Origin of the sequence: Corynebacterium renale, assembly GCF_002563965.1 — a bacterium.
GTDB classification, from domain to species: Bacteria; Actinomycetota; Actinomycetes; order Mycobacteriales; family Mycobacteriaceae; genus Corynebacterium; species Corynebacterium renale.
Map to the genome: position 1 here is coordinate 1,565,511 of NZ_PDJF01000001.1, position 18,872 is coordinate 1,584,382.

Here is an 18,872-nt window from a genome sequence, read left to right on the forward strand (position 1 = left end):
ACGTTACTTTATCCTATGCGCGGCGTTGAGTAGCAGCGTGAGCAAGCTGGCTTAACGACGCAATAACCTCCGGTTTGATACCCCCGCGCTCCAAGTGCGCCACGCCGGAAGCAAACAATGCGTCGATACGCTCCTCAATTTTCGCAACGGCACCGGAAGCTTCAATGATGGCCGTCATGCGGGCAATCGTATCGGTGTCCTGAGTTCGCCCCACGTGAGAGCGCAATAATTGTGCATCTTCGGGTGCGGATGCTTCGACGAGAGGCAACGCGGTGGCAAGCAACTCCGTGCGCTTGCCTTCACGAAGATCATCGCCGGCGGGCTTGCCGGTTACAGAAGGGTCACCGAAAACTCCGAGTTGGTCGTCGCGCAACTGGTATGCGATCCCGATATCGTGCCCGTAACCGCGGAACGCATCGATCGTTTCCTGCGAAGCGTCGGCGATCGCTGCTCCGATATGCAGCGGACGTTCGATCGTGTAGGCGGCAGTCTTGAATCGGTTAACAGCGTTAGCAAGAGCAATGTCTTCCGACCCCGCGGCCTCTAAAGAAATGTCTAAAAGCTGGCCGCCAATAACCTCGGTGCGCATAGCACGCCATGGGGCCCAAGCTCGTGAATAGGCTTCGGGGGAGAGGCCGGCGTCGTGAAGCATGTCCTCAGCCCAGACGAGTGCCAAATCACCAATCAAAATCGCTGCGGAAATGCCGAAGTGCTCTGAGTCGCCTAACCACCCGGCTGCGCTGTGATGCTTCTCGACGGCACGGTACACCGTAGGGTTGCCGCGACGCGTGTCTGAGACATCAATGATGTCATCGTGGATGAGTGCACATGCTTGGATGAATTCCAGGGAGCTCACTGCCCGCAAAACTGCGAGTGGATCCTCTTCGCCGTCCAAGCCGCCAGCACCCACAAAACCTGCCCACCCGTACATCGGGCGAACGCGCTTGCCGCCATCGAGTACGAAGGAGCGCAGATATTCGACGGCTTCCACGACAGGAGAACCAATAGCGGCCACATCAGCAGCTCGCGAATCCATGTACTCAGTAAGTACTGCATGTACCGCAGCTGGCATAGTCTCCGGCGTCAGGAGTTCTGGGTTGGATTGAATTTCCTGCAGATTCATAGATGGACCTTAACCTGTTGTTGTAACCGTAAAGAAAGCAGCGCGACGCGCCACCACAATGAATAACGATGTTCCCTACACCCTAGTTGTTTGGGCGGGCACTCGGCGACAAGGTCCGGCACAACTACGCTAAACGACGACCCAAAACCGCAAAGGGCCGCGAGTCGCCAGGAAAAATCATGTTTCTCACTACGTCGTAGAAGCCGAACCTACGGTAGAGATGAAACGCCCCATTGGATTCTCCAGCAACCTCTGGCGTGGAAAGCAGTGCCAGTGTGCCGGGAGCTTCCTGTAGAACTTCGGTGAGAATCTGGGTGCCTACTCCAAAACCCTGGTACGTCGGACTGACGTGAACTTCTGCTACTTCGAAATAGTTCGTCAACACTGACGTGTCGCCACCATGTATCTGAATTGCGCGGGCAACTTGACGGTGCCACCACGTTTCCGGGGTGCCAAGGAACCCGAAAGCGAAACCGATGACGTGATCTTCGTCGTGCGCGACAACGCAGCGAAATCCGGGGCGCCTCACATGTTCCCGCCAGGAGCGCAGCCTGGGCTCGCGGAGCTGATCACTGTAGCCCATCGCATCGAGGTGGATATCCATGAGTGTGGGCATCGCTAGAGCAAACTCCGCGGGGGAGAGGGTGAGGGTGGAAAAGCGCATGTCCGTATCGAACCACGTCTAAGGCCGTGAGTGTTAACTGCACGCCTTGAGTAGAACATGTGTGCTAAAATTGGTTCGTAGGATGTGATCCTGTGTCGGACCTATTTTCTAACCTGAGATCACATTGAAATGAGAAGAAAGGAAATGGTGATGGCCATGGGACACGTAATATCTGCAACTTCGCGGTACACCCTGCCGGCCAAGGGGAGGGGTCACCTCATTGCGCGCGCCGAAGTCCTGCTGGGGCAAGCGCGCGACGCGTACTCAGCTGGAAGGATGGGGGAAGCTGTCGAGTTTGCCTACCAGGCTGCTTTGCGTACCGCAGGGGCATGGGTAGCAGACTCCTCTGTTGGGAAACGCAAGCGTAAGCCTCGCGGGGCGTGGGCTCAGCTGGAGTTGGTGGGTGGAGAAGCTGTGCAATGGGCACAGCGCTTTGCGGCAGATTCGGCACGACGCTCTCGGCTGCTCTCGGGTATCGACCATGACCCAGACCGCGAATGGGTGGAAGCGCTCGTAACTGATGCTGAGCGGTTCTATGCGAATGTTGCAATGGATCAAATGTGGGGAGCTGCTGCATAAAGTTTTTTGGCCCTCCCGGGAACTTTCGGGATAAGCTAGGCGTTACTACTACTGACGGCTTTCAGTGTGACGTAAAGGTGGCTTACTATGGCGCTATCAGAGCAGGAGCAACAGGCGCTCCGCGAGATTGAAGCATCCCTGCTGGCAGACGATCCCAAGTTTGGCCAATCAGTGAAATCCGAGCATGCCTCCTATGGCTCTGGTGGTGCGATTACCCTACAGGGCGTTGCTCTTATTGCGGTGGGGCTTGTGCTTCTCGTAGCCGGTGTTGCACTCGCGCAAGCGTCCTTGTGGTTCATTATTCTCAGCGTGCTGGGCTTTATTCTTATGTTCGGTGCTGGTGTGTGGATGCTCAAGGGTGGTGGCGCGCAGCCTTCTCACGGGTCACGTCCTGTATCTCGTCCATTATCTGATGGGCGTGGTTCGGCGTCCTCCCGCAAGTCTGCAGGTTCCTCAATGGAAGAGAAGTTCAGGAAGCGCTTCGAGCAGTAGAATGTAGCCGTCTTATTTACCTAAGCACCTCGTTTAAAGCGCGAGGTGCTTTTTTGATGTCTAAAAAGGCTCGTCGGGCTTTCCCTCCCACTTTCGCCCACTCTCACCCCACATCCCCACTTTCCCCCACTAGCGCAGGGGTGGCACGGGGAAACGTGTCTTGAATTTTTTTAAAGCGGGGGTTCTATTTGCTGTAAACGCTCTTATCCTGCGCGAATGGGAAGTTCTGTTGGGGTGGCGTTTGGGTTTGCGCGTGCGGAGCGAATAGGTGAGGGGCGTATAAAGCCGCATTGGCCGGAAAATTCGGGGAAATTTCCCCACCACATTTATAAGCCCTGACGTGCGCTAACCCAGATTTTAGTAGGGGCCTACGTAGTTTCATGGGTTGATTGTGGGGGGAAGTGGGGTAAAGTGGGGGCCAGTGGTTGATAAGTGGAGATTGTGCGATCGAAACTTCAGCCCCGCACTACAACAAAATGACTGACTCATCGTGAGCTTCTAGCTTGGGATTCTTTTGTGAATACCAGCGGAAACCGAAGTGATAAGTCCACATCATCTAGTTCAAGGAGGGTACGGGCCCGATGTTCCTCGGCACCTACACTCCCAAGCTCGATGACAAAGGACGTCTGACGCTCCCGGCGAAATTTCGTGAGGAACTTGCCGGCGGGTTGATGGTCACTAAGGGCCAGGATCACTCTCTAGCGGTGTACCCGCGAGAAGAGTTCGCGGCTCGCGCACGCAAGGCAGCTGCTGTGTCACGAACGAATCCACAGGCACGTGCGTTCATTCGTAACTTGGCGGCGAGCGCTGACGAGCAACGGCCTGACTCCCACGGGCGCATCACATTGTCCCCAGGTCACCGTGAATACGCTGGCCTGAGCAAAGAATGCGTGGTCATCGGGTCCGTGGATTTCCTGGAAATTTGGGACGCACAAGCTTGGGCGGAGTACCAAGAGCAGACGGAGGACGCATTCTCTGCTGCGGACGCTGACGATGTTTTAGGCGGGTTGTTGTAGCAGTGCACACAAGCAGGTGCATGTAAGGACTCTGCTCGATGGGACGCTCTGGTGTACTTCCCCGATATCAGAGTTATGACATCGAGTAGGGCCCTATATGCACTTTTAGCATGGTCGACCAGGCGGAAACTTTTCCAAGAAGGGGGCAGGTAGTGGCGGATCACTACGATGAGGCGTTAACCGTCAACCATGGCCACGTACCAGTCATGCGCGACCGTGTCACAGAGCTGCTCGACCCGGCACTGCGCATGCCCGGAGCGGTGCTTATCGACGCCACCTTGGGAGCCGGCGGTCACACAGAACACTTTCTGGAAACCTACCCGGATCTTTATGTATTAGGCATTGACCGGGACCCCATCGCGCTAGCAAACGCAACCGAAAGGCTTGCCCGTTTCGGGAATCGATTCGAACCTGCACAATTCCGCTTCGATGAGCTCGAAGATGCGGTCGAGCAAGGATCAGGTGAAGCGTCGGCAAGCGCCCGCGACTATGGAGTTGCGGGTGCCCTGTTCGATCTTGGGGTCTCGTCTATGCAGCTCGACCAAGCTGAGCGAGGATTCGCGTACAAGGTGGACGCCCCACTAGATATGCGCATGGACCCTACCAAGGGGATTACGGCTGCGGACATCTTGAACACCTACAGCCACGGCGAACTGGCCCATGTCTTGAAAACGTACGGCGACGAGCGGTTTGCCGGAAAGATTGCATCAGCTGTGCTGAAGGAACGGGAGAAGGAGGCCTTCACTACGTCAGCTCGGTTGGTGGAATTGCTGTATGCGGTCATCCCAGCAGCGACGCGCCGTACCGGAGGGCATCCCGCAAAGCGTACGTTCCAGGCTCTGCGCGTCGAGGTGAACCAGGAACTCGACGCCATTGAACGTTCGATCCCTGCGATTACGCACAGCCTTCGTGTCGGAGGGCGTGTGGTGTACATGGCTTACCAATCCCACGAAGACAAGATCGTGAAGAAAGCCTTCGCAGACCTTACCGAAGACAAAACCCCCTCGGGCTTGCCCGTTCCGCTTCCCGGCATGGAACCAGACTTTGCTCTGCTTACCCGTGGCGCCGAGAAGGCTACACCTGAAGAAATTGAACAAAACCCACGCTCGGCGCCGGTGCGCGTCAGGGCTGTAGAAAGAATTAAACCGGCGGCATTGGAGCACACATCATGACTAGCAACTTGACGGAGCGTCGTCGTGGCAGGGTTCGCGGAGCGAGCCGCGATTATTCGCAGGCGACCCGTGAACAGCGCACTCAGAGTCACGATTACACCGTGTACGACGCCTCCGGTGCACCTGTCACCGCGCCACGGAAGCCACCCCGTGAAGCGGCTACTCCTACGCGGGCGAGAGGATTCCGTGCCTTCGTCACCAAGCCGGGTGGCCGTCTCGGCTCACAGCAGGTGGTTTCGCAGCGCGGTCGACGTATCGCGGTAGCGAGCACGGTGAAATCCGAGGAGCAGACTCGTCTGTTCCGCGTTGGACTGTGTTCTGTCGCCGGATTAATCGGTGGTGTATTCCTAGCCATCGGGCTCTCTGGCGCATCCACCGACCAGACTTTTACCTTGCAACAATTGCAGGCGCAGGAAAACCAGCTTGACAATCAGCTGGAAACGCTGCACCGGGACGTAGAGCTTGCGCAGGCGTCGTCCCGCCTGGCCACGTACGCACACAATGAGCGCATGGGTGTGCCGGTACAACCGGGTGTCCTCCGAGTAGATGAAAATGGGGAGATTAGCGAAGACCGCGCTCCAGAAGGAGGAGTACGCGAAGTCATTGACGTCAATGACGAATTCGCACGTCCAAACGCTGCTTCCAGTAACCCGCAGCGCACAGGAGAACTTGGCGATACCCTTGCCCCCGTCCCATCCGGACAGGCACAGATCCCAAGTAACCCTGCGGCGCCGCCATACGCGGAGCAGCCTTACGCGCAGAGGTAGGGTGTGGTGAGCACACAGCAATACAGTGGCGAAACGCTGCGTCCGGGTGCACCAAAAAAACGCCCAACGCAGCGTTTCATTACGCGCAGTCGCCTCCAGAAAGTTGTCGCATTGCTGGTAGCGGTGTGCGTCATCCTTGTTGGGCGCCTTGCCTGGGTCCAGGTCGTGTGGGGCCCAGACCTTGCTGCACAAGCTGAAAATCAACGTGCGCGTATCTACACGGAACCAGCGCGACGTGGACACATCGCAGACCGCCATGGGAACATGCTGTCCTTTACTATGCAGGCGCGTTCTTTAACGGTGTCGCCTAATCTTCTACGTAAAGAACTGCGCGAGCAGGACTGGCTGGAAATGCGTGTTAATGAAGACGTATCCGGTCTAAGTGAAGAGGAACGCAACTCACGCCTGGATAAGTCCGTCACTGCCACGTTGGAGGATATGGCTAAGCGAATCCCGACAATGATCGAGGACGCTACCACCGAAGACCAGGACGTCAAGAGCGAGGAGATCCTCGATAAGCTCAAGGCTGATAGCACCTACGAGGTGTTGGTCCGCAACGTCGACCCAGATGTCGCAGCCGAAATCGCCCAGACCTTCCATGGTGTGGCTGCTGACCACCAAGACATTCGTCAGTACCCGAACGGGGCAGTGGGCGAAAACATCATCGGCAAGGTGTCGATGGACGGTCAAGGCCAATTCGGTTTCGAGCTCTCTGGCGACGAACTGCTTGCCGGCGAAAACGGACGCCTCACAGAAGACGTATCCACCAACGGGCAAGTCATTCCTGGCACCTTGCGCGACCAAGTCAAAGCAGTCGACGGCTCGGACGTCCAACTGACTATCGACGTCGATCTACAGACTTTCCTCCAGCAGCAGCTCGAGCAAGCGAAAGCAAATTCAGGCGCCAAGGGGGCGGAAGCAGTCGTGCTGGATTCGCGGACCGGCGAAATCCTGGCGATGGCCAACACGGACACCATTGATCCGAACGGGAACATAGATAAACAGTTGGAGGACGGCAAAGACTTTGGCAACCCCTCCATCTCCGCGCCGTTCGAACCCGGTTCCGTCGCAAAGATCATTACTGCTGCCGCTGCCATTGAAGAGGGCGTGACCACCCCTGATGAGGTACACCAGGTACCTGGATCGATCAACATGGCGGGCGTGACCGTCAACGATGCGTGGGCGCATGGGGTTGTCCCGTACACCACCACCGGTATCTTCGGTAAGTCGTCGAACGTGGGTACTCTGATGATCGCGCAGCGGGTTGGTGAAGAGAAGTTTGACCATTACGTTCGCAGCTTCGGCATCGGGTCGGAGACAGGTGTCGAACTTCCTAATGAGTCAGCAGGTCTTTACCCAACGCTGGAGAACTGGGGCGGCGGTACTTTCGCGAACCTTCCTATTGGGCAGGGTATGTCCTGGACTGGGCTGCAGATGGCGTCAGTGTACCAAGCGCTGGCTAACGGCGGGCAGCGTATCGAGCCACGCATTGTGAAGAAGGTCGTGGACTCTTCAGGCGAAGAGGTGGAACTGGAAGCCCCAGAAACCACCCAGGTAGTCAGCCCAGAGACAGCCCGCACAGTCATCGATATGTTCCGTGCAGTCACGCAATCAGATCCCTCGGGAATGCAGTCCGGTACCGGCTCCAACGGCGGCATTGAGGGATACCAAACTTCCGGTAAGACGGGTACTGCGCAGAAGGTCGAGGAAGCTACCGGAGCGTACTCCATGAACCGCTTCTGGATCACGTTTGCCGGTGTTGCCCCAGCGGATAATCCCCGTTACGTCATTGCAGTCATGGTCGATGAACCAGGTCGCGGTGTCGAACCCGGTGGTTCAGGAGGCCAATCCGCGGCTCCAATCTTCCGAGAAGTTGCCAGCTGGCTGCTTGACCGCGACAACGTGCCGCTCTCGCCTCCGATGGACCAAAAGCTCATTCTCCAAGCGGGGTAGAATGGCACCGCCATTGCGCGCTGCTTCCCATCCTCAGAACCTGTGCGCAGGTCCCTATTAATCACAGAGAGGCCCACCGTATGACACCAGCAGAAAGCTCCGCTAGCTCTTCCGTTACCCTTCACGATGTCGCCCATGCGGTCTCGGCCGAGGTGCGCTCCATTCAGTCCGCTGAGGAGCTCGCCCGGTTACGGATTTCTGGCATTAGCCTCGATTCTTCAACCGTCGGGGATGGCGAAATATTCGCTGCTCTTCCCGGCACTAAAACACATGGGGCGAAATTCGCTGCGGAGACTCAGGCCGCTGCAGTGCTTACCGACGACGCCGGCGCCCAGCTGCTCGCCGAAGCTGCAGAGCAGCGCCCGGTTTTGGTAGTCCCAGACATCCGCGATGTGCTGGGTACCGCATCCACCTTGATTTATGGCGATCCGACCAAGGACTTGACCGTCATCGGTATTACAGGAACCTCGGGGAAGACGACGACTAGCTACCTCGTAGAGACCGGGTTGATGGCCACCGGCGCCAAGGTAGGCTTGATCGGAACTACGGGCACCCGTATTGACGGAACTCCTGTTCCTACCAGCCTGACCACTCCGGAGGCACCAACTCTGCAGCACCTCTTTGCTGATATGCGTGACCAAGGCGTGACGCACGTGGTTATGGAAGTGTCCAGCCACGCTTTGTCACTGGGTCGTGTGCAGGGCACGCACTTTGCCGTGGGGGCTTTCACGAATCTCTCCCAAGACCACTTGGATTTTCACCCGACGATGGACGACTACTTTGCCGCTAAGGCATTGCTGTTTGATCCAGCTTCGACTGTCGCAGCGGAGAAAGCTGTGGTCTGTGTCGACGACTCGTGGGGCGAGAAGATGGCGGCTTTCAACCCGGATACGTGGACTGTGGCAACGCACGGGCAGCCCGGGGACGTTACGGCGTCGCGCACTCAGGTGGCTGTAACCGGCGAGCAGGATTTCACAGTGAGCCTTCCTCATGCTGACGGCCACCACTGCGTACACCTTCCGCTTCCCGGGCGTTTCAATGTGGCTAATGCCGCTGTTGCGATTGCCATCGCAGATCGCATTGATGTAGACGTTGCGGCCTTCGTCGCCGGTATTGCTGAAGTAGCCGTACCCGGACGAATGCAGCGCATAGATGAAGGCCAAGATTTCATCGCGGTTGTGGATTACGCGCACAAACCTGCGGCGATTGCAGAAGTGCTCGATACGTTGCGCAGCCAAGTTGCCGGCCGCGTCGGCATCATTATCGGTGCGGGTGGCAACCGTGACCATTCGAAGCGTCCACTCATGGGCGAAGCTGCGGCCCAGCGTGCAGACCTGGTCATAGTTACGGACGATAATCCTCGCGATGAAGTCCCAGCAGACATCCGTAAAGACGTCCTGGCAGGTGCGCATTCCGCCGGAACGTCTGCTGAGATTCGCGAATACGACGGACGAGGTGCTGCTATTGAAGCGCTGGCTGCATGGGCACAACCAGGGGATGCCATCATCGTTGCGGGTAAAGGGCACGAGACCGGTCAACTTGTGGCAGGTACTGTGCACCCGTTCGATGACCGTGAATCGCTGCGTGCCGCGCTGCAGCGACGCTTAGGCCACGGCACCGAAAATACAGCAAACGATAACCAGGCATAAGGACAAGCCATGATTGAACTATCTTTGCGCGAAATCGCCGACATCGTTGGAGGAACCCTCGTCGGAGGTGCAGATCCGGATGCAGCGGTAACCGGGAATGTCGAATTCGATTCCCGCAAGATTGGCCCGGGAGACCTCTTTATTGCGCTGCCGGGGGCTCGGGTTGATGGGCACGATTTTGTCCGGCAGGCCGTCGAGAAGCACGGTGCTGTTGCCGCGATTGTGACCCATGACGTTGGCATGCCGGCGATTTTGGTGGCCCCTCAAGGTCGCTCGGAGTCGACCTCTGACGTGTATGCCCACGATGAAGATGGTTCTATGGCTGCGGCTATCGACGCTTTAAGCGCGTTGGCTCGCGAGGTTATTGATCGTCTCGCCGCAGATGGTTTGACTGTCGTTGGGGTGACTGGGTCAGCTGGAAAAACATCCACGAAAGATTTACTAGCCAGCGTGTTATCGCAGGCCGGACCAACCGTAGCGCCTCCTGGAAGTTTTAATAATGAACTGGGCCACCCGTACACGGCGCTGCGCTGCACCCCAGAGACTAGCTATCTCGTCGCGGAAATGTCGGCTCGTGGTATTGGTCATATCGCGCACCTTGCGCAGATTGCACCGCCACGGATTGGCGTCGAGCTGAATGTGGGCAGTGCGCATGTTGGTGAGTTTGGTTCGCGGGAAAATATCGCGGTGGCGAAAGGGGAGCTTGTTGAGGCTCTGCCGGACGCTGGAGCTGGTGGTATAGCGGTCCTCAACGCAGATGACCCGTTCGTTGCGGGCATGGCGCCCCGTACCGAGGCGCGGACCCTTTGGTATTCGGCCGGGCATCCGGTGGAGGGGGCACCGAAGCCGGACGTATGGGCTACAGACATCACGGTCGGCGCTGACGGCTGCGCCGAATTTAGTCTGAATACAGCAGATGGAATCACAGAAATTGCACTAGGTATCGCAGGCGAGCACCAGGTCGCGAATGCTCTGGCTGCCGCCACTGGCGGACTAGCAGTAGGGCTGGATCTGGCGACTGTAGCGCAGGCGTTGTGCGAACACCGCGCTGTCTCCCCACACAGGATGGCCACGTTTACCCGAAACGATGGTGTAACAATCATCGATGATGCCTACAACGCCAACCCGGAGTCGATGCGCGCAGGAATCGAGTCCGCTGTGCAGTCCGCGCGGTCACGGGCACAGGACTACCCGAATGCCCGGGTGTACGCAGTGCTTGGTCCGATGGGGGAGCTTGGATCCGCAGCCACCACCGCACACCGGGAATTAGGCCAGTGGATTACCCAGCGCCACGTTGCTGTGACCATTGGTGTTGGTGAGGACGAGCTCTCGCACGCGCTTGTGAGCGGTGTGACCGCCAACAGCAGCCCCGGGGTAACCGGGTTCCTCGTCGCGGATAAAGACGCGGCTGTGCGGTACCTCCACGAACATATCCGTCCCGGTGATGTGGTTCTGGTGAAAGCTTCGAATGCCTCACACTTGTGGGAAGTCGCCGAAGCCTTAAACACCTCCGTTTCGGGTGCCTAGTACCCGGGCGCTAAAGTAAGTGACTGTTAACCTCACCGCGCGGACTCTCCGGAGACCGCGCGGACTCCGTACCCTGGCAAGGATTATTTGATCTGTCGTGACGAACATAATTATCGCCGGAGCCGTAAGCTTCCTCGTTGCAATCTTTACCACTCCGCTGCTCATCCGCTATTTCTCGGCGGAAGGCCTGGGGCAGGAGATCCGCGAGGATGGTCCGCGGTCCCACATGCGCAAGCGTGGAACGCCGACGATGGGTGGACTCGCAATCTTGCTGGGTATCACGGCAGGATATTTGTGCAGTGTTATCTACGGGGCTGCCACCGGGACCGGTGGTTTCTCCGCCTCGGGCGTGTTAGTACTGCTCCTGACCCTGGGCCTGGGCGGGTTGGGGTTCGCAGACGACTTCATCAAGCTGTTCAAGAACCGCAATCTGGGGCTCAATAAGACTGCTAAATTGGTGGGCCAGCTGGTCCTGGCGATTGGGTTCGCACTGCTTATTCTCCAGTTCCCAAATGAATCTGGGATTACACCGGGATCAACGAATCTTTCATTTGTCCGCGACATCCCCACGATTGATCTGGCTTTAGGTGGCGGAATTGGCATCGCGCTGTTCGTCATCTTCATCATCATCGTCATTGCCGCGTGGTCGAATGCGGTGAATCTCACCGATGGTCTTGATGGTCTGGCTGCTGGTTCTACCGCCATGGTCATGGGTGCGTACACGATGATGACGTTCTGGCAGTACCGAAACTCCTGCAGTATCGATGCCGCCGCGGGGTGCTACATTGTGCGCGACCCGCTGGACTTGGCGGTGCTGGCAGTCGCAGGTTTTGGTGCATGTGTTGGTTTCTTGTGGTGGAACGCTGCGCCGGCAAAGATTTTCATGGGTGATACCGGATCGCTGGCACTCGGTGGTTTGGTTGCTGGCTTGTCGATTGCGTCGCGCACGGAATTGCTCATGGTTATTGTGGCTGCACTGTTCGTCCTTGAGGCGGTGTCGGTGGTGATCCAGGTCGCTGTGTTCCGCACCACGGGTAAGCGGTTCTTCCGTATGGCGCCGTTCCACCACCACTTTGAAAACGGTGGCTGGGCCGAAACGACCGTGACTATCCGCTTCTGGATTATCGCCGGCCTAGCCGCAGGGATCGGCATGGCACTGTTCTACGGCGAATGGTTGAGTACAACCGATTCCGTGGGACTGTTCAGCATGGGCGTGGGAGCGTAGTTCGATGGAGAACCTTCTTGCCCACCACGAGCGTGTTTTTGTTGCCGGCGCAGGTGTGTCGGGCAAATCTTCAGCTCTGCTGTTGAATTCCTTGCAGGTGCCCGTAGTGCTTGTCGACGACTCGACGCCCGCTGCGGAAACCGTGAAAGCTTTAGCTGACCCCGCCACCGATTTCCAGATCGCTACGACAGCTGAGGCACAAATGCAGCTGCGTTCGGGAGATCTTGTGGTGACATCGCCCGGCTGGCGCCCTGATACACCATTTTTGGTTGCAGCCGCCCAAGCTGGATGCGAAGTCATTGGAGATGTGGAACTGGTATGGAGACTTGACCAGTCGGGACAGTTCGGTGCTCCGCGGACGTGGTGCGTGGTCACGGGCACTAACGGTAAGACTACTGCCACGGGCATGCTGGAAGCGATGTTTAAGGCAGGGGGAGTCAGTGCTCGCGCGGCCGGAAATATCGGGGTAGGTATCGCTGACGTGGTGCGTGAGGATCCGCGGATCGACGTCGTCGTGGCGGAACTTTCCAGCTTCCAGTTGCATTGGGCGCCACAGCTGACGCCAGACGCGGGGATACTTCTGAACCTCGCGGAAGATCATCTGGATTGGCATGGTGGCATGGATGCGTATGCGGCAGCGAAAGCACGTGCCCTGCGTGGACCGATTGCTGTCGTGGGCTGGGACGACCGGTTGGTACGTACGACCGTCGGAAAGCCGGGAGTAGTAGCTGATGACACAACGGTGGTGAAGACCGGTCTATCGGATCCAGATTCGTATGGTGACAACGGCGTTGGAGTCTTAGAGGGCCGGTTGGTTTCCCGAATCGATGGGGAAGAGACCCCTGTGGTGGACCTATCGGAGATTTCTCCGGCTGGTCCCGCGGGAGCGTATGATGCTGCCGCTGCCATGGCGGTAGCCCTGCGATGTGGTGTGGATGCCCACGCCATCGAACGTGCGCTGCGCACTTTTGAGGTAGCCGGTCACCGCGGTCAGACTGTCGCGCAGGCAGGCGGGGTTTCGTGGGTTGATAATTCGAAAGCCACCAATCCCCACGCTGCGGATGGTGCACTGGCAGGATACGACTCGGTTCTCTGGATTGCTGGTGGTCAGCTCAAAGGTGCGCATGTGACGGACTTGGTGCAGACACATGCGGATCGTTTGCGTGGTGTTGTCGCATTGGGTGTAGACCGACAGGACATCATTGCTGCGGTCGAGGCTCTGGGACGTGATATTCCGATTCATGAGGTGACTACAACGAACCCGGTCGCCGCGATGGAGGAGTGCGTGCACTGGGCCGGTGAACATGCGCAGCCGGGTGATGTGGTGTTACTTGCACCGGCGGCGGCTTCCTTAGATATGTTCACCGGCATGGGGCAACGTGGCGATGAATTTGCCCGCGCAGCGCGTAAGTGGTGTGTCGCCTGTGACTAATGGGGTAAAAGCGACTAGAGTTGGAACAACTTTAGCCGTATAGCCTCTCGCCTCGGGCAGTCCATCGAGGTACAAGGGGGCAGGGTACATCTCAGGAGCGCAGCTAGTGACACCCCCACGTAAAACACACGCCTCCCGCGACCGTCGCGTCCACGCAGCGCGTAGCAACACCGCCGTTACTGAGCGACGCCCCAGTACCCGACCGAGTGGTGCGAAACCCACGAAAGATGCCGAAGGGACCATGTGGATTTCCCGTACCATCAAGCGGGTTTCTGAGTGGCTGGAATCTAACCCTGGCATTGATTACTTGATGATCCGCATCATCGTTTTTCTGCTGACTGGTATTGGCGTCGTGATGGTGATGTCCAGTTCGATGACCTGGTCGGTGCTGGAAAATTCAGACGTCTGGGGCGCTGCGCTACGCCAGTCAATCATGGTATTCGTGGGCCTCGTTGGCTTTTGGGTGGCGTTGAAAATTCCTCCCCAGGTGGTACGTAGGTTTTCTGGTACTGCGCTTGTTGTGTCCTTAGTTTTGCTGGTTGCCGTTCTTATCCCGGGTATCGGCACCGGTAGGGAAGAGGTTGGCTCACAGTCGTGGATTGCGTTGGGTCCTGTACAGTTCCAGCCTTCGGAGATCGCGAAGATTGGCTTAGCTATTTTCGGTGCGTCATTCTTGGCCAACCGGGTCCATGCAGTGAAGAATCTGCAGTCGCGCTTCAACCAATTCTGCGCTATCGCTGTGCTTTTTATCCTTTTGGTGTTCCTCGAGGGTGATGTTGGCATGGCAGCGACGGTGACGCTTACCGCGGTGGCACTCATGTTTTTCGCGGGCATGCACCGAAGCTGGATCATCGCGGCTGTTGTCGCTGGTTTAGTGGGTGCCGTTTTGCTCATCGTGGGCGGCGGTTTCCGTTCGCATCGTTTCCACGTTTACTTCGATGCCCTGTTTGGCCACTTTGAAGATACACGTGGCACCGCGTTCCAGTCTTATCAGGGATTTTTGTCGCTTGCCGACGGATCCGTGACCGGCGTCGGTTTGGGACAGTCCCGCGCGAAGTGGTTCTACCTCCCCGAGGCGCGCAATGACTTTATCTTCGCCATTGTGGGTGAGGAGCTGGGCTTGTGGGGCGGAGCACTAGTAATCATCTTGTTCTTCCTGCTGGGATTCTTCGGGTTGCGTACCGCGATGCGTGCACAGGACCAGTTTCAGTCTTTGTTGGCAGCGACATTGACCATCGGTGTGGTCGCACAGGCGTTTATCAATATTGCCTACGTCATTGGGCTGTTGCCGGTGACTGGTATTCAGCTACCTATGATTTCTGCAGGTGGTACCTCTGCGGTGATTACCCTGGTCGCTATGGGAATATTGGCAAATATTGCCCGCCACGAACCAGAGGCCGTGTCGGCTGTGCGTTCATATGGGCGCCCATTCTTTGACCGCCTCCTCATGATTGGCGAGCCTTTGGCTCCCGCGGAAACCCGGACGCCTTCAGTGGCCCACCCAGTGCGAGAACGCGGATTCCGTGGCAGGGAGTCGGCTGCACGTGCTGAGCGCGAAGCGCGTTTCGGCGTTCCGGTTACGGAGCGTTCTACCCGTGATGCGCGGTCGCCGAAGCCGGTGAATTACACTTCGACACAGTCCTCAAGCCGGGGTCGGCATCCAGAAGGTGGCCAGAGTGCATATCGATCGCGTTCCAGCGCGGATGCCCCGCGTCGCCCAAGTAGCCCCCGGCCTTCACAACGAAAGTGAGTTCTGCTCGTGGATGATAGGTCCATAAGTACGCACAACGCTGAAGTAAGCCCGCTTCGCCCGTATTCGGTTGTCGTCGCTGGCGGTGGCACGGCGGGGCATATTGAGCCGGCGCTAGCCGTCGCTGATGCTCTACGTGAGATTGGTGATGTGCGCGTCACCGCATTAGGGACGCCGAAAGGCCTGGAAGGGGAACTCGTCCCTGAGCGTGGCATCGAGTTGCGCATGATTGACCCGGTCCCGGTGCCCCGCAAGGCTTCTCTCGATATGGTGAAGTTGCCGCTGCGTGTAGTGAAAGCGGTTTCACAGACGAAGGATATTTTGCGTGATGTTAACGCTGATGCCGTGATTGGTTTCGGCGGTTACGTGTCTGCACCGGCGTATTTGGCCGCGCGTCAGCTGGGTCTGCCGTTTTATGTGCATGAGGCCAATGCCAAGGCTGGAATGGCCAACAAACTGGGAATTAAGCTCGGTGGTCACGGTTTTAATGCGGTGAGTGATTCGGGCATCCCGGGCGAGGTTGTGGGGATCCCAATCCGCAAGAATTTGACGGGGGACAGGGACTCCAGCGCAGCTGACCGCGGACGTGAAGAGTGGGACCTCAGCCCTGACCGCTCGACGATTCTGGTTACTGGCGGCTCGCAGGGTGCTCGCTCGCTCAATGAAGCACTTGCCGACGCCATCGTGGACCTCACCGACGCCGGCTACCAGGTATTGCACGCTTACGGGAAGAAGAACCCTGCCCCGGAACGCCACGAGCATTACACAGCGGTTCCCTTTATCACGGATATGGCTGCCGCGTACGCCGTTGCAGACCTTATCGTGTGCCGCTCTGGTGCGATGACGGTTGCAGAAGTCACGGCCGCGGGTGTGCCCGCAGTCTATGTCCCATTGCCACACGGTAATGGTGAGCAGGGGTTGAACGCGCGGGAGGTCGTCGCAAGTGGTGCCGCCCGAATTGTGCAGGACCGAGAGCTGGACGGTCAGCGGTTGGTCGCCGAGGTAACGAGCATTTTGGACCGACCTGACGTGTACTCGGAGATGCGTAACGCTGCTGCAGGGCATGCCAGTGAGCCAGCAGCAGATGTGATTGCGCGCCGCATTGTGACGGACCTTAACGCGGCAGAGTAAATTCCCTGCTTGTGTCGTACTGTGCAGTAGGTGCGCCCGCCCTCGCCATCGTGTCGCACAGATGGGGTAGATTTTAGGGATATGAGTACCACTGCGCATCCTGGAATTGATATCTCTCGCGTTCACCTAATCGGCATCGGGGGTGCCGGCATGAGTGGGCTAGCCTCCATTCTCTTGGATAGAGGTGCGGTGGTGTCGGGGTCGGATCGAAACGACTCTGAGGTTGTGGCATCTCTGCGCGGGCGCGGGGCACACATTGCGATAGGCCACGCTGCGGAGAACCTCCAACTGTCGGAAAGTCTGCCTACGGTCGTCGTCATTTCTTTTGCTGCAATCCCGAAGGACAACCCTGAGCTTGTTGCGGCGCAGGAAGCTGGAATTCCGGTGATTCGACGCTCGGATTTATTGGCCGAGTTGATGGCGGACTACCAACAGATTCTGGTTGCTGGAACGCACGGAAAGACGTCGACGACGTCTTTGCTGGTTGCCGCGATGACGCATGCGGATTTGGACCCTAGTTTCGCTATCGGCGGGCAGTTAACCGCTACGGGCGCGGGCGCACACCACGGGTCTGGGGCAGCTTTCGTTGCTGAAGCGGATGAATCTGATGCTTCGCTGTTACGTTACGAGCCGAGTATTGCCATCGTGACCAACATCGAGCCTGATCACTTGGATTTCTTTGAATCCCCAGCCAAGTATTTCGCCGTCTTTGAAGCCTTTGTGGGGCGCATCTGCGAAGGCGGAACGCTCATTGCGTGCGCGGATGATGGTCACGCGGCAGGACTCGCACAACGTGCTCACGACGCAGGCATCGACGCAGTATTGTACGGCACGCATAAAGCGATTGCGGAACACCCACTGATCCCGTGTGCTGCACGTATCCAGACTATTGAGCCAACTGCGAATGGCTCTCACGTGGTTGTCGACATTGCAGACGAGCGCGTCGAGTTTGACATCCACCTTCCGGGCCAGCACATGGCGCTGAACGCGACGGCCGCGCTGGTGGCAGGTTCCCGCGCTGGTGGAGATGTGCACAAGCTAGCCGAAGGCTTGAGCGCTTTCGGTGGCGTGCGTCGGCGATTCGACGTGCGCGGCGTTGTGGAATCAGGCCCCTTCGAGGGCGTCCGGGTGGTAGACGACTACGCGCATCACCCGACTGAGGTAACCGCGGTCCTCAAAGCTGCCCAGCAAACCGTTGCGGCACAAGGTAAAGGTGGCCGGGTTATCGTGGCGTTTCAGCCGCACCTGTACTCGCGCACGCAGGAGTTCGCGCACGAGTTTGGTCAGGCACTGGGGTTGGCTGATGTGGCTATCTGCCTCGATGTCTTTGGAGCACGCGAGGAACCGGTCGACGGGGTTGACGCCACCACTATCGCCAGGGAGATTTCGTCCGAAAGCACCCAGGTGATAGTAGAGTTCGACGAAGCAAAAGTCCCAGAACTAGTCGCGTCTGTAGCGCAACCTCACGACGTTGTGCTCACCATGGGAGCGGGGTCTATTACAGCTCAGGGGCCGCGCATTCTTGAGCGCCTTGCGGCGTCGGCAGAATAAGCCATAAGTCAGTCGTGCTGGCACAGGACAGTAGATCGGAAAATTCATGACTACCACGAAAAAGATCATTATTGGCGTTGTCATTGCCGCTGTGCTGTGCGTGAGCATAGGCGTGGTGCTGTGGTCCACTCCTGTCCTTGCGGTGAAAAACTTTGACATCACGGGGACAAAGAACACCAGCGTTGAGGAAGTCCAACAGGCTACTGGCATTTCGGTCGGGGACAACATGATGCGCCTGGACACGGCGTCAGCCGCGCAGTCGGTTGCCGGACTGCCGTGGGTGCGGACCGTAACCGTGGAACGCTCTTTCCCATCTACCGTGGGGGTGGAAATTCAGGAGCGCGAACCGGTCATGTTCATCCGCGAACCTGACGGGGACCACCTCATCGATTCCACCGGTCACATTTTTGCCATCGGGGAAGCACCCGAGGGAACGATGGAGGTCACCGGCGCGGCTGTTGATGCCCCGGCGATTATGGAGCAGCTGGTGGACGTCGTCAATGCAATCGACCCTGAGGTCCGTGTCCAGGTTGCGCGGGTCAATGTACCCAGTGAATGGGAGATCGAGTTTGAGCTTCACGACGGTCGCACCGTCTTTTGGGGCGCCCCGGAAAATAATCACGACAAAGGTTTAGCCATGCGCACCGTGTTGACGCGTGAGGGACAGCACTGGAATGTCTCCAACCCGAACCTGGTCACGGTGCGTTAAACGGCAGGTCACAAAGTCTAAACTAGTACTTTAGGGTGCAACACACCGGCGGAATGTCGCCCACATTTGGCCATTTTTCACAGATGATAGAGCCAACGCGCAACGCTGTTTCTCGCCCCGTGTGTGGCATGT

The 18,872-nt window shown here is 57.9% G+C and carries 16 protein-coding genes; 14 read left to right on the forward strand and 2 right to left on the reverse strand.

What is annotated here, in order from left to right:
• Nucleotides 1-13 precede the first annotated feature (13 nt).
• Nucleotides 14-1,123: a polyprenyl synthetase family protein gene (locus ATK06_RS07335; RefSeq protein WP_098389107.1), complete on the reverse strand. Its 1,110-nt coding sequence runs from the start codon at nucleotides 1,121-1,123 to the stop codon at nucleotides 14-16.
• 124 nt (nucleotides 1,124-1,247) lie between these two features.
• Nucleotides 1,248-1,787: a GNAT family N-acetyltransferase gene (locus tag ATK06_RS07340; protein ID WP_048379383.1), complete on the reverse strand. Its 540-nt coding sequence runs from the start codon at nucleotides 1,785-1,787 to the stop codon at nucleotides 1,248-1,250.
• A 156-nt stretch (nucleotides 1,788-1,943) separates the two neighbouring features.
• Between ATK06_RS07340 and ATK06_RS07345 the strand changes: the two genes are divergently transcribed.
• From ATK06_RS07345 to ATK06_RS07410, 14 genes are all read left to right on the forward strand, one after another.
• Nucleotides 1,944-2,366: an SAV_6107 family HEPN domain-containing protein gene (locus ATK06_RS07345; RefSeq protein ID WP_048379677.1), complete on the forward strand. Its 423-nt coding sequence runs from the start codon at nucleotides 1,944-1,946 to the stop codon at nucleotides 2,364-2,366.
• A gap of 87 nt (nucleotides 2,367-2,453) precedes the next feature.
• Nucleotides 2,454-2,858 carry a DUF3040 domain-containing protein gene (locus ATK06_RS07350; protein WP_048379382.1) on the forward strand — a complete coding sequence of 135 codons (405 nt, stop codon included), beginning with the start codon at nucleotides 2,454-2,456 and terminating at the stop codon, nucleotides 2,856-2,858.
• Between the two features lie 581 nt (nucleotides 2,859-3,439).
• Entirely contained in the window at nucleotides 3,440-3,874 is a 435-nt protein-coding gene (gene mraZ / locus ATK06_RS07355) for a division/cell wall cluster transcriptional repressor MraZ (RefSeq protein WP_048379380.1), read from the forward strand.
• Between the two features lie 110 nt (nucleotides 3,875-3,984).
• Nucleotides 3,985-5,046: a 16S rRNA (cytosine(1402)-N(4))-methyltransferase RsmH gene (rsmH, locus tag ATK06_RS07360; protein ID WP_098389109.1), complete on the forward strand. Its 1,062-nt coding sequence runs from the start codon at nucleotides 3,985-3,987 to the stop codon at nucleotides 5,044-5,046.
• Nucleotides 5,043-5,813: a cell division protein FtsL gene (gene ftsL, locus ATK06_RS07365; RefSeq protein WP_048379378.1), complete on the forward strand. Its 771-nt coding sequence runs from the start codon at nucleotides 5,043-5,045 to the stop codon at nucleotides 5,811-5,813. Before rsmH ends, ftsL begins: the two co-directional genes overlap by 4 nt.
• Before the next feature lie 78 nt (nucleotides 5,814-5,891).
• On the forward strand, nucleotides 5,892-7,766 hold the full coding sequence (locus ATK06_RS07370; RefSeq protein ID WP_048379675.1) for a peptidoglycan D,D-transpeptidase FtsI family protein: 1,875 nt from the start codon (nucleotides 5,892-5,894) through the stop codon (nucleotides 7,764-7,766).
• Between the two features lie 80 nt (nucleotides 7,767-7,846).
• Nucleotides 7,847-9,415: a UDP-N-acetylmuramoyl-L-alanyl-D-glutamate--2,6-diaminopimelate ligase gene (locus ATK06_RS07375; RefSeq protein ID WP_048379376.1), complete on the forward strand. Its 1,569-nt coding sequence runs from the start codon at nucleotides 7,847-7,849 to the stop codon at nucleotides 9,413-9,415.
• A 9-nt stretch (nucleotides 9,416-9,424) separates the two neighbouring features.
• Nucleotides 9,425-10,942 (forward strand): UDP-N-acetylmuramoyl-tripeptide--D-alanyl-D-alanine ligase, encoded by a 1,518-nt coding sequence (locus ATK06_RS07380; protein ID WP_098389110.1) that lies wholly within the window; start codon nucleotides 9,425-9,427, stop codon nucleotides 10,940-10,942.
• A 97-nt stretch (nucleotides 10,943-11,039) separates the two neighbouring features.
• On the forward strand, nucleotides 11,040-12,167 hold the full coding sequence (mraY, locus tag ATK06_RS07385; RefSeq protein WP_048379373.1) for a phospho-N-acetylmuramoyl-pentapeptide-transferase: 1,128 nt from the start codon (nucleotides 11,040-11,042) through the stop codon (nucleotides 12,165-12,167).
• 4 nt (nucleotides 12,168-12,171) lie between these two features.
• Complete coding sequence (gene murD / locus ATK06_RS07390) at nucleotides 12,172-13,599, forward strand: UDP-N-acetylmuramoyl-L-alanine--D-glutamate ligase (protein WP_098389111.1); 1,428 nt, start codon at nucleotides 12,172-12,174, stop codon at nucleotides 13,597-13,599.
• A gap of 241 nt (nucleotides 13,600-13,840) precedes the next feature.
• Nucleotides 13,841-15,349: an FtsW/RodA/SpoVE family cell cycle protein gene (locus tag ATK06_RS07395; RefSeq protein WP_098389112.1), complete on the forward strand. Its 1,509-nt coding sequence runs from the start codon at nucleotides 13,841-13,843 to the stop codon at nucleotides 15,347-15,349.
• Between the two features lie 9 nt (nucleotides 15,350-15,358).
• Nucleotides 15,359-16,480 (forward strand): undecaprenyldiphospho-muramoylpentapeptide beta-N-acetylglucosaminyltransferase, encoded by a 1,122-nt coding sequence (murG, locus tag ATK06_RS07400; protein ID WP_231913517.1) that lies wholly within the window; start codon nucleotides 15,359-15,361, stop codon nucleotides 16,478-16,480.
• 81 nt (nucleotides 16,481-16,561) lie between these two features.
• Nucleotides 16,562-18,031 (forward strand): UDP-N-acetylmuramate--L-alanine ligase, encoded by a 1,470-nt coding sequence (gene murC / locus ATK06_RS07405; protein ID WP_098389113.1) that lies wholly within the window; start codon nucleotides 16,562-16,564, stop codon nucleotides 18,029-18,031.
• A 46-nt stretch (nucleotides 18,032-18,077) separates the two neighbouring features.
• On the forward strand, nucleotides 18,078-18,740 hold the full coding sequence (locus ATK06_RS07410; protein ID WP_098389114.1) for a cell division protein FtsQ/DivIB: 663 nt from the start codon (nucleotides 18,078-18,080) through the stop codon (nucleotides 18,738-18,740).
• Nucleotides 18,741-18,872: the final 132 nt, after the last annotated feature.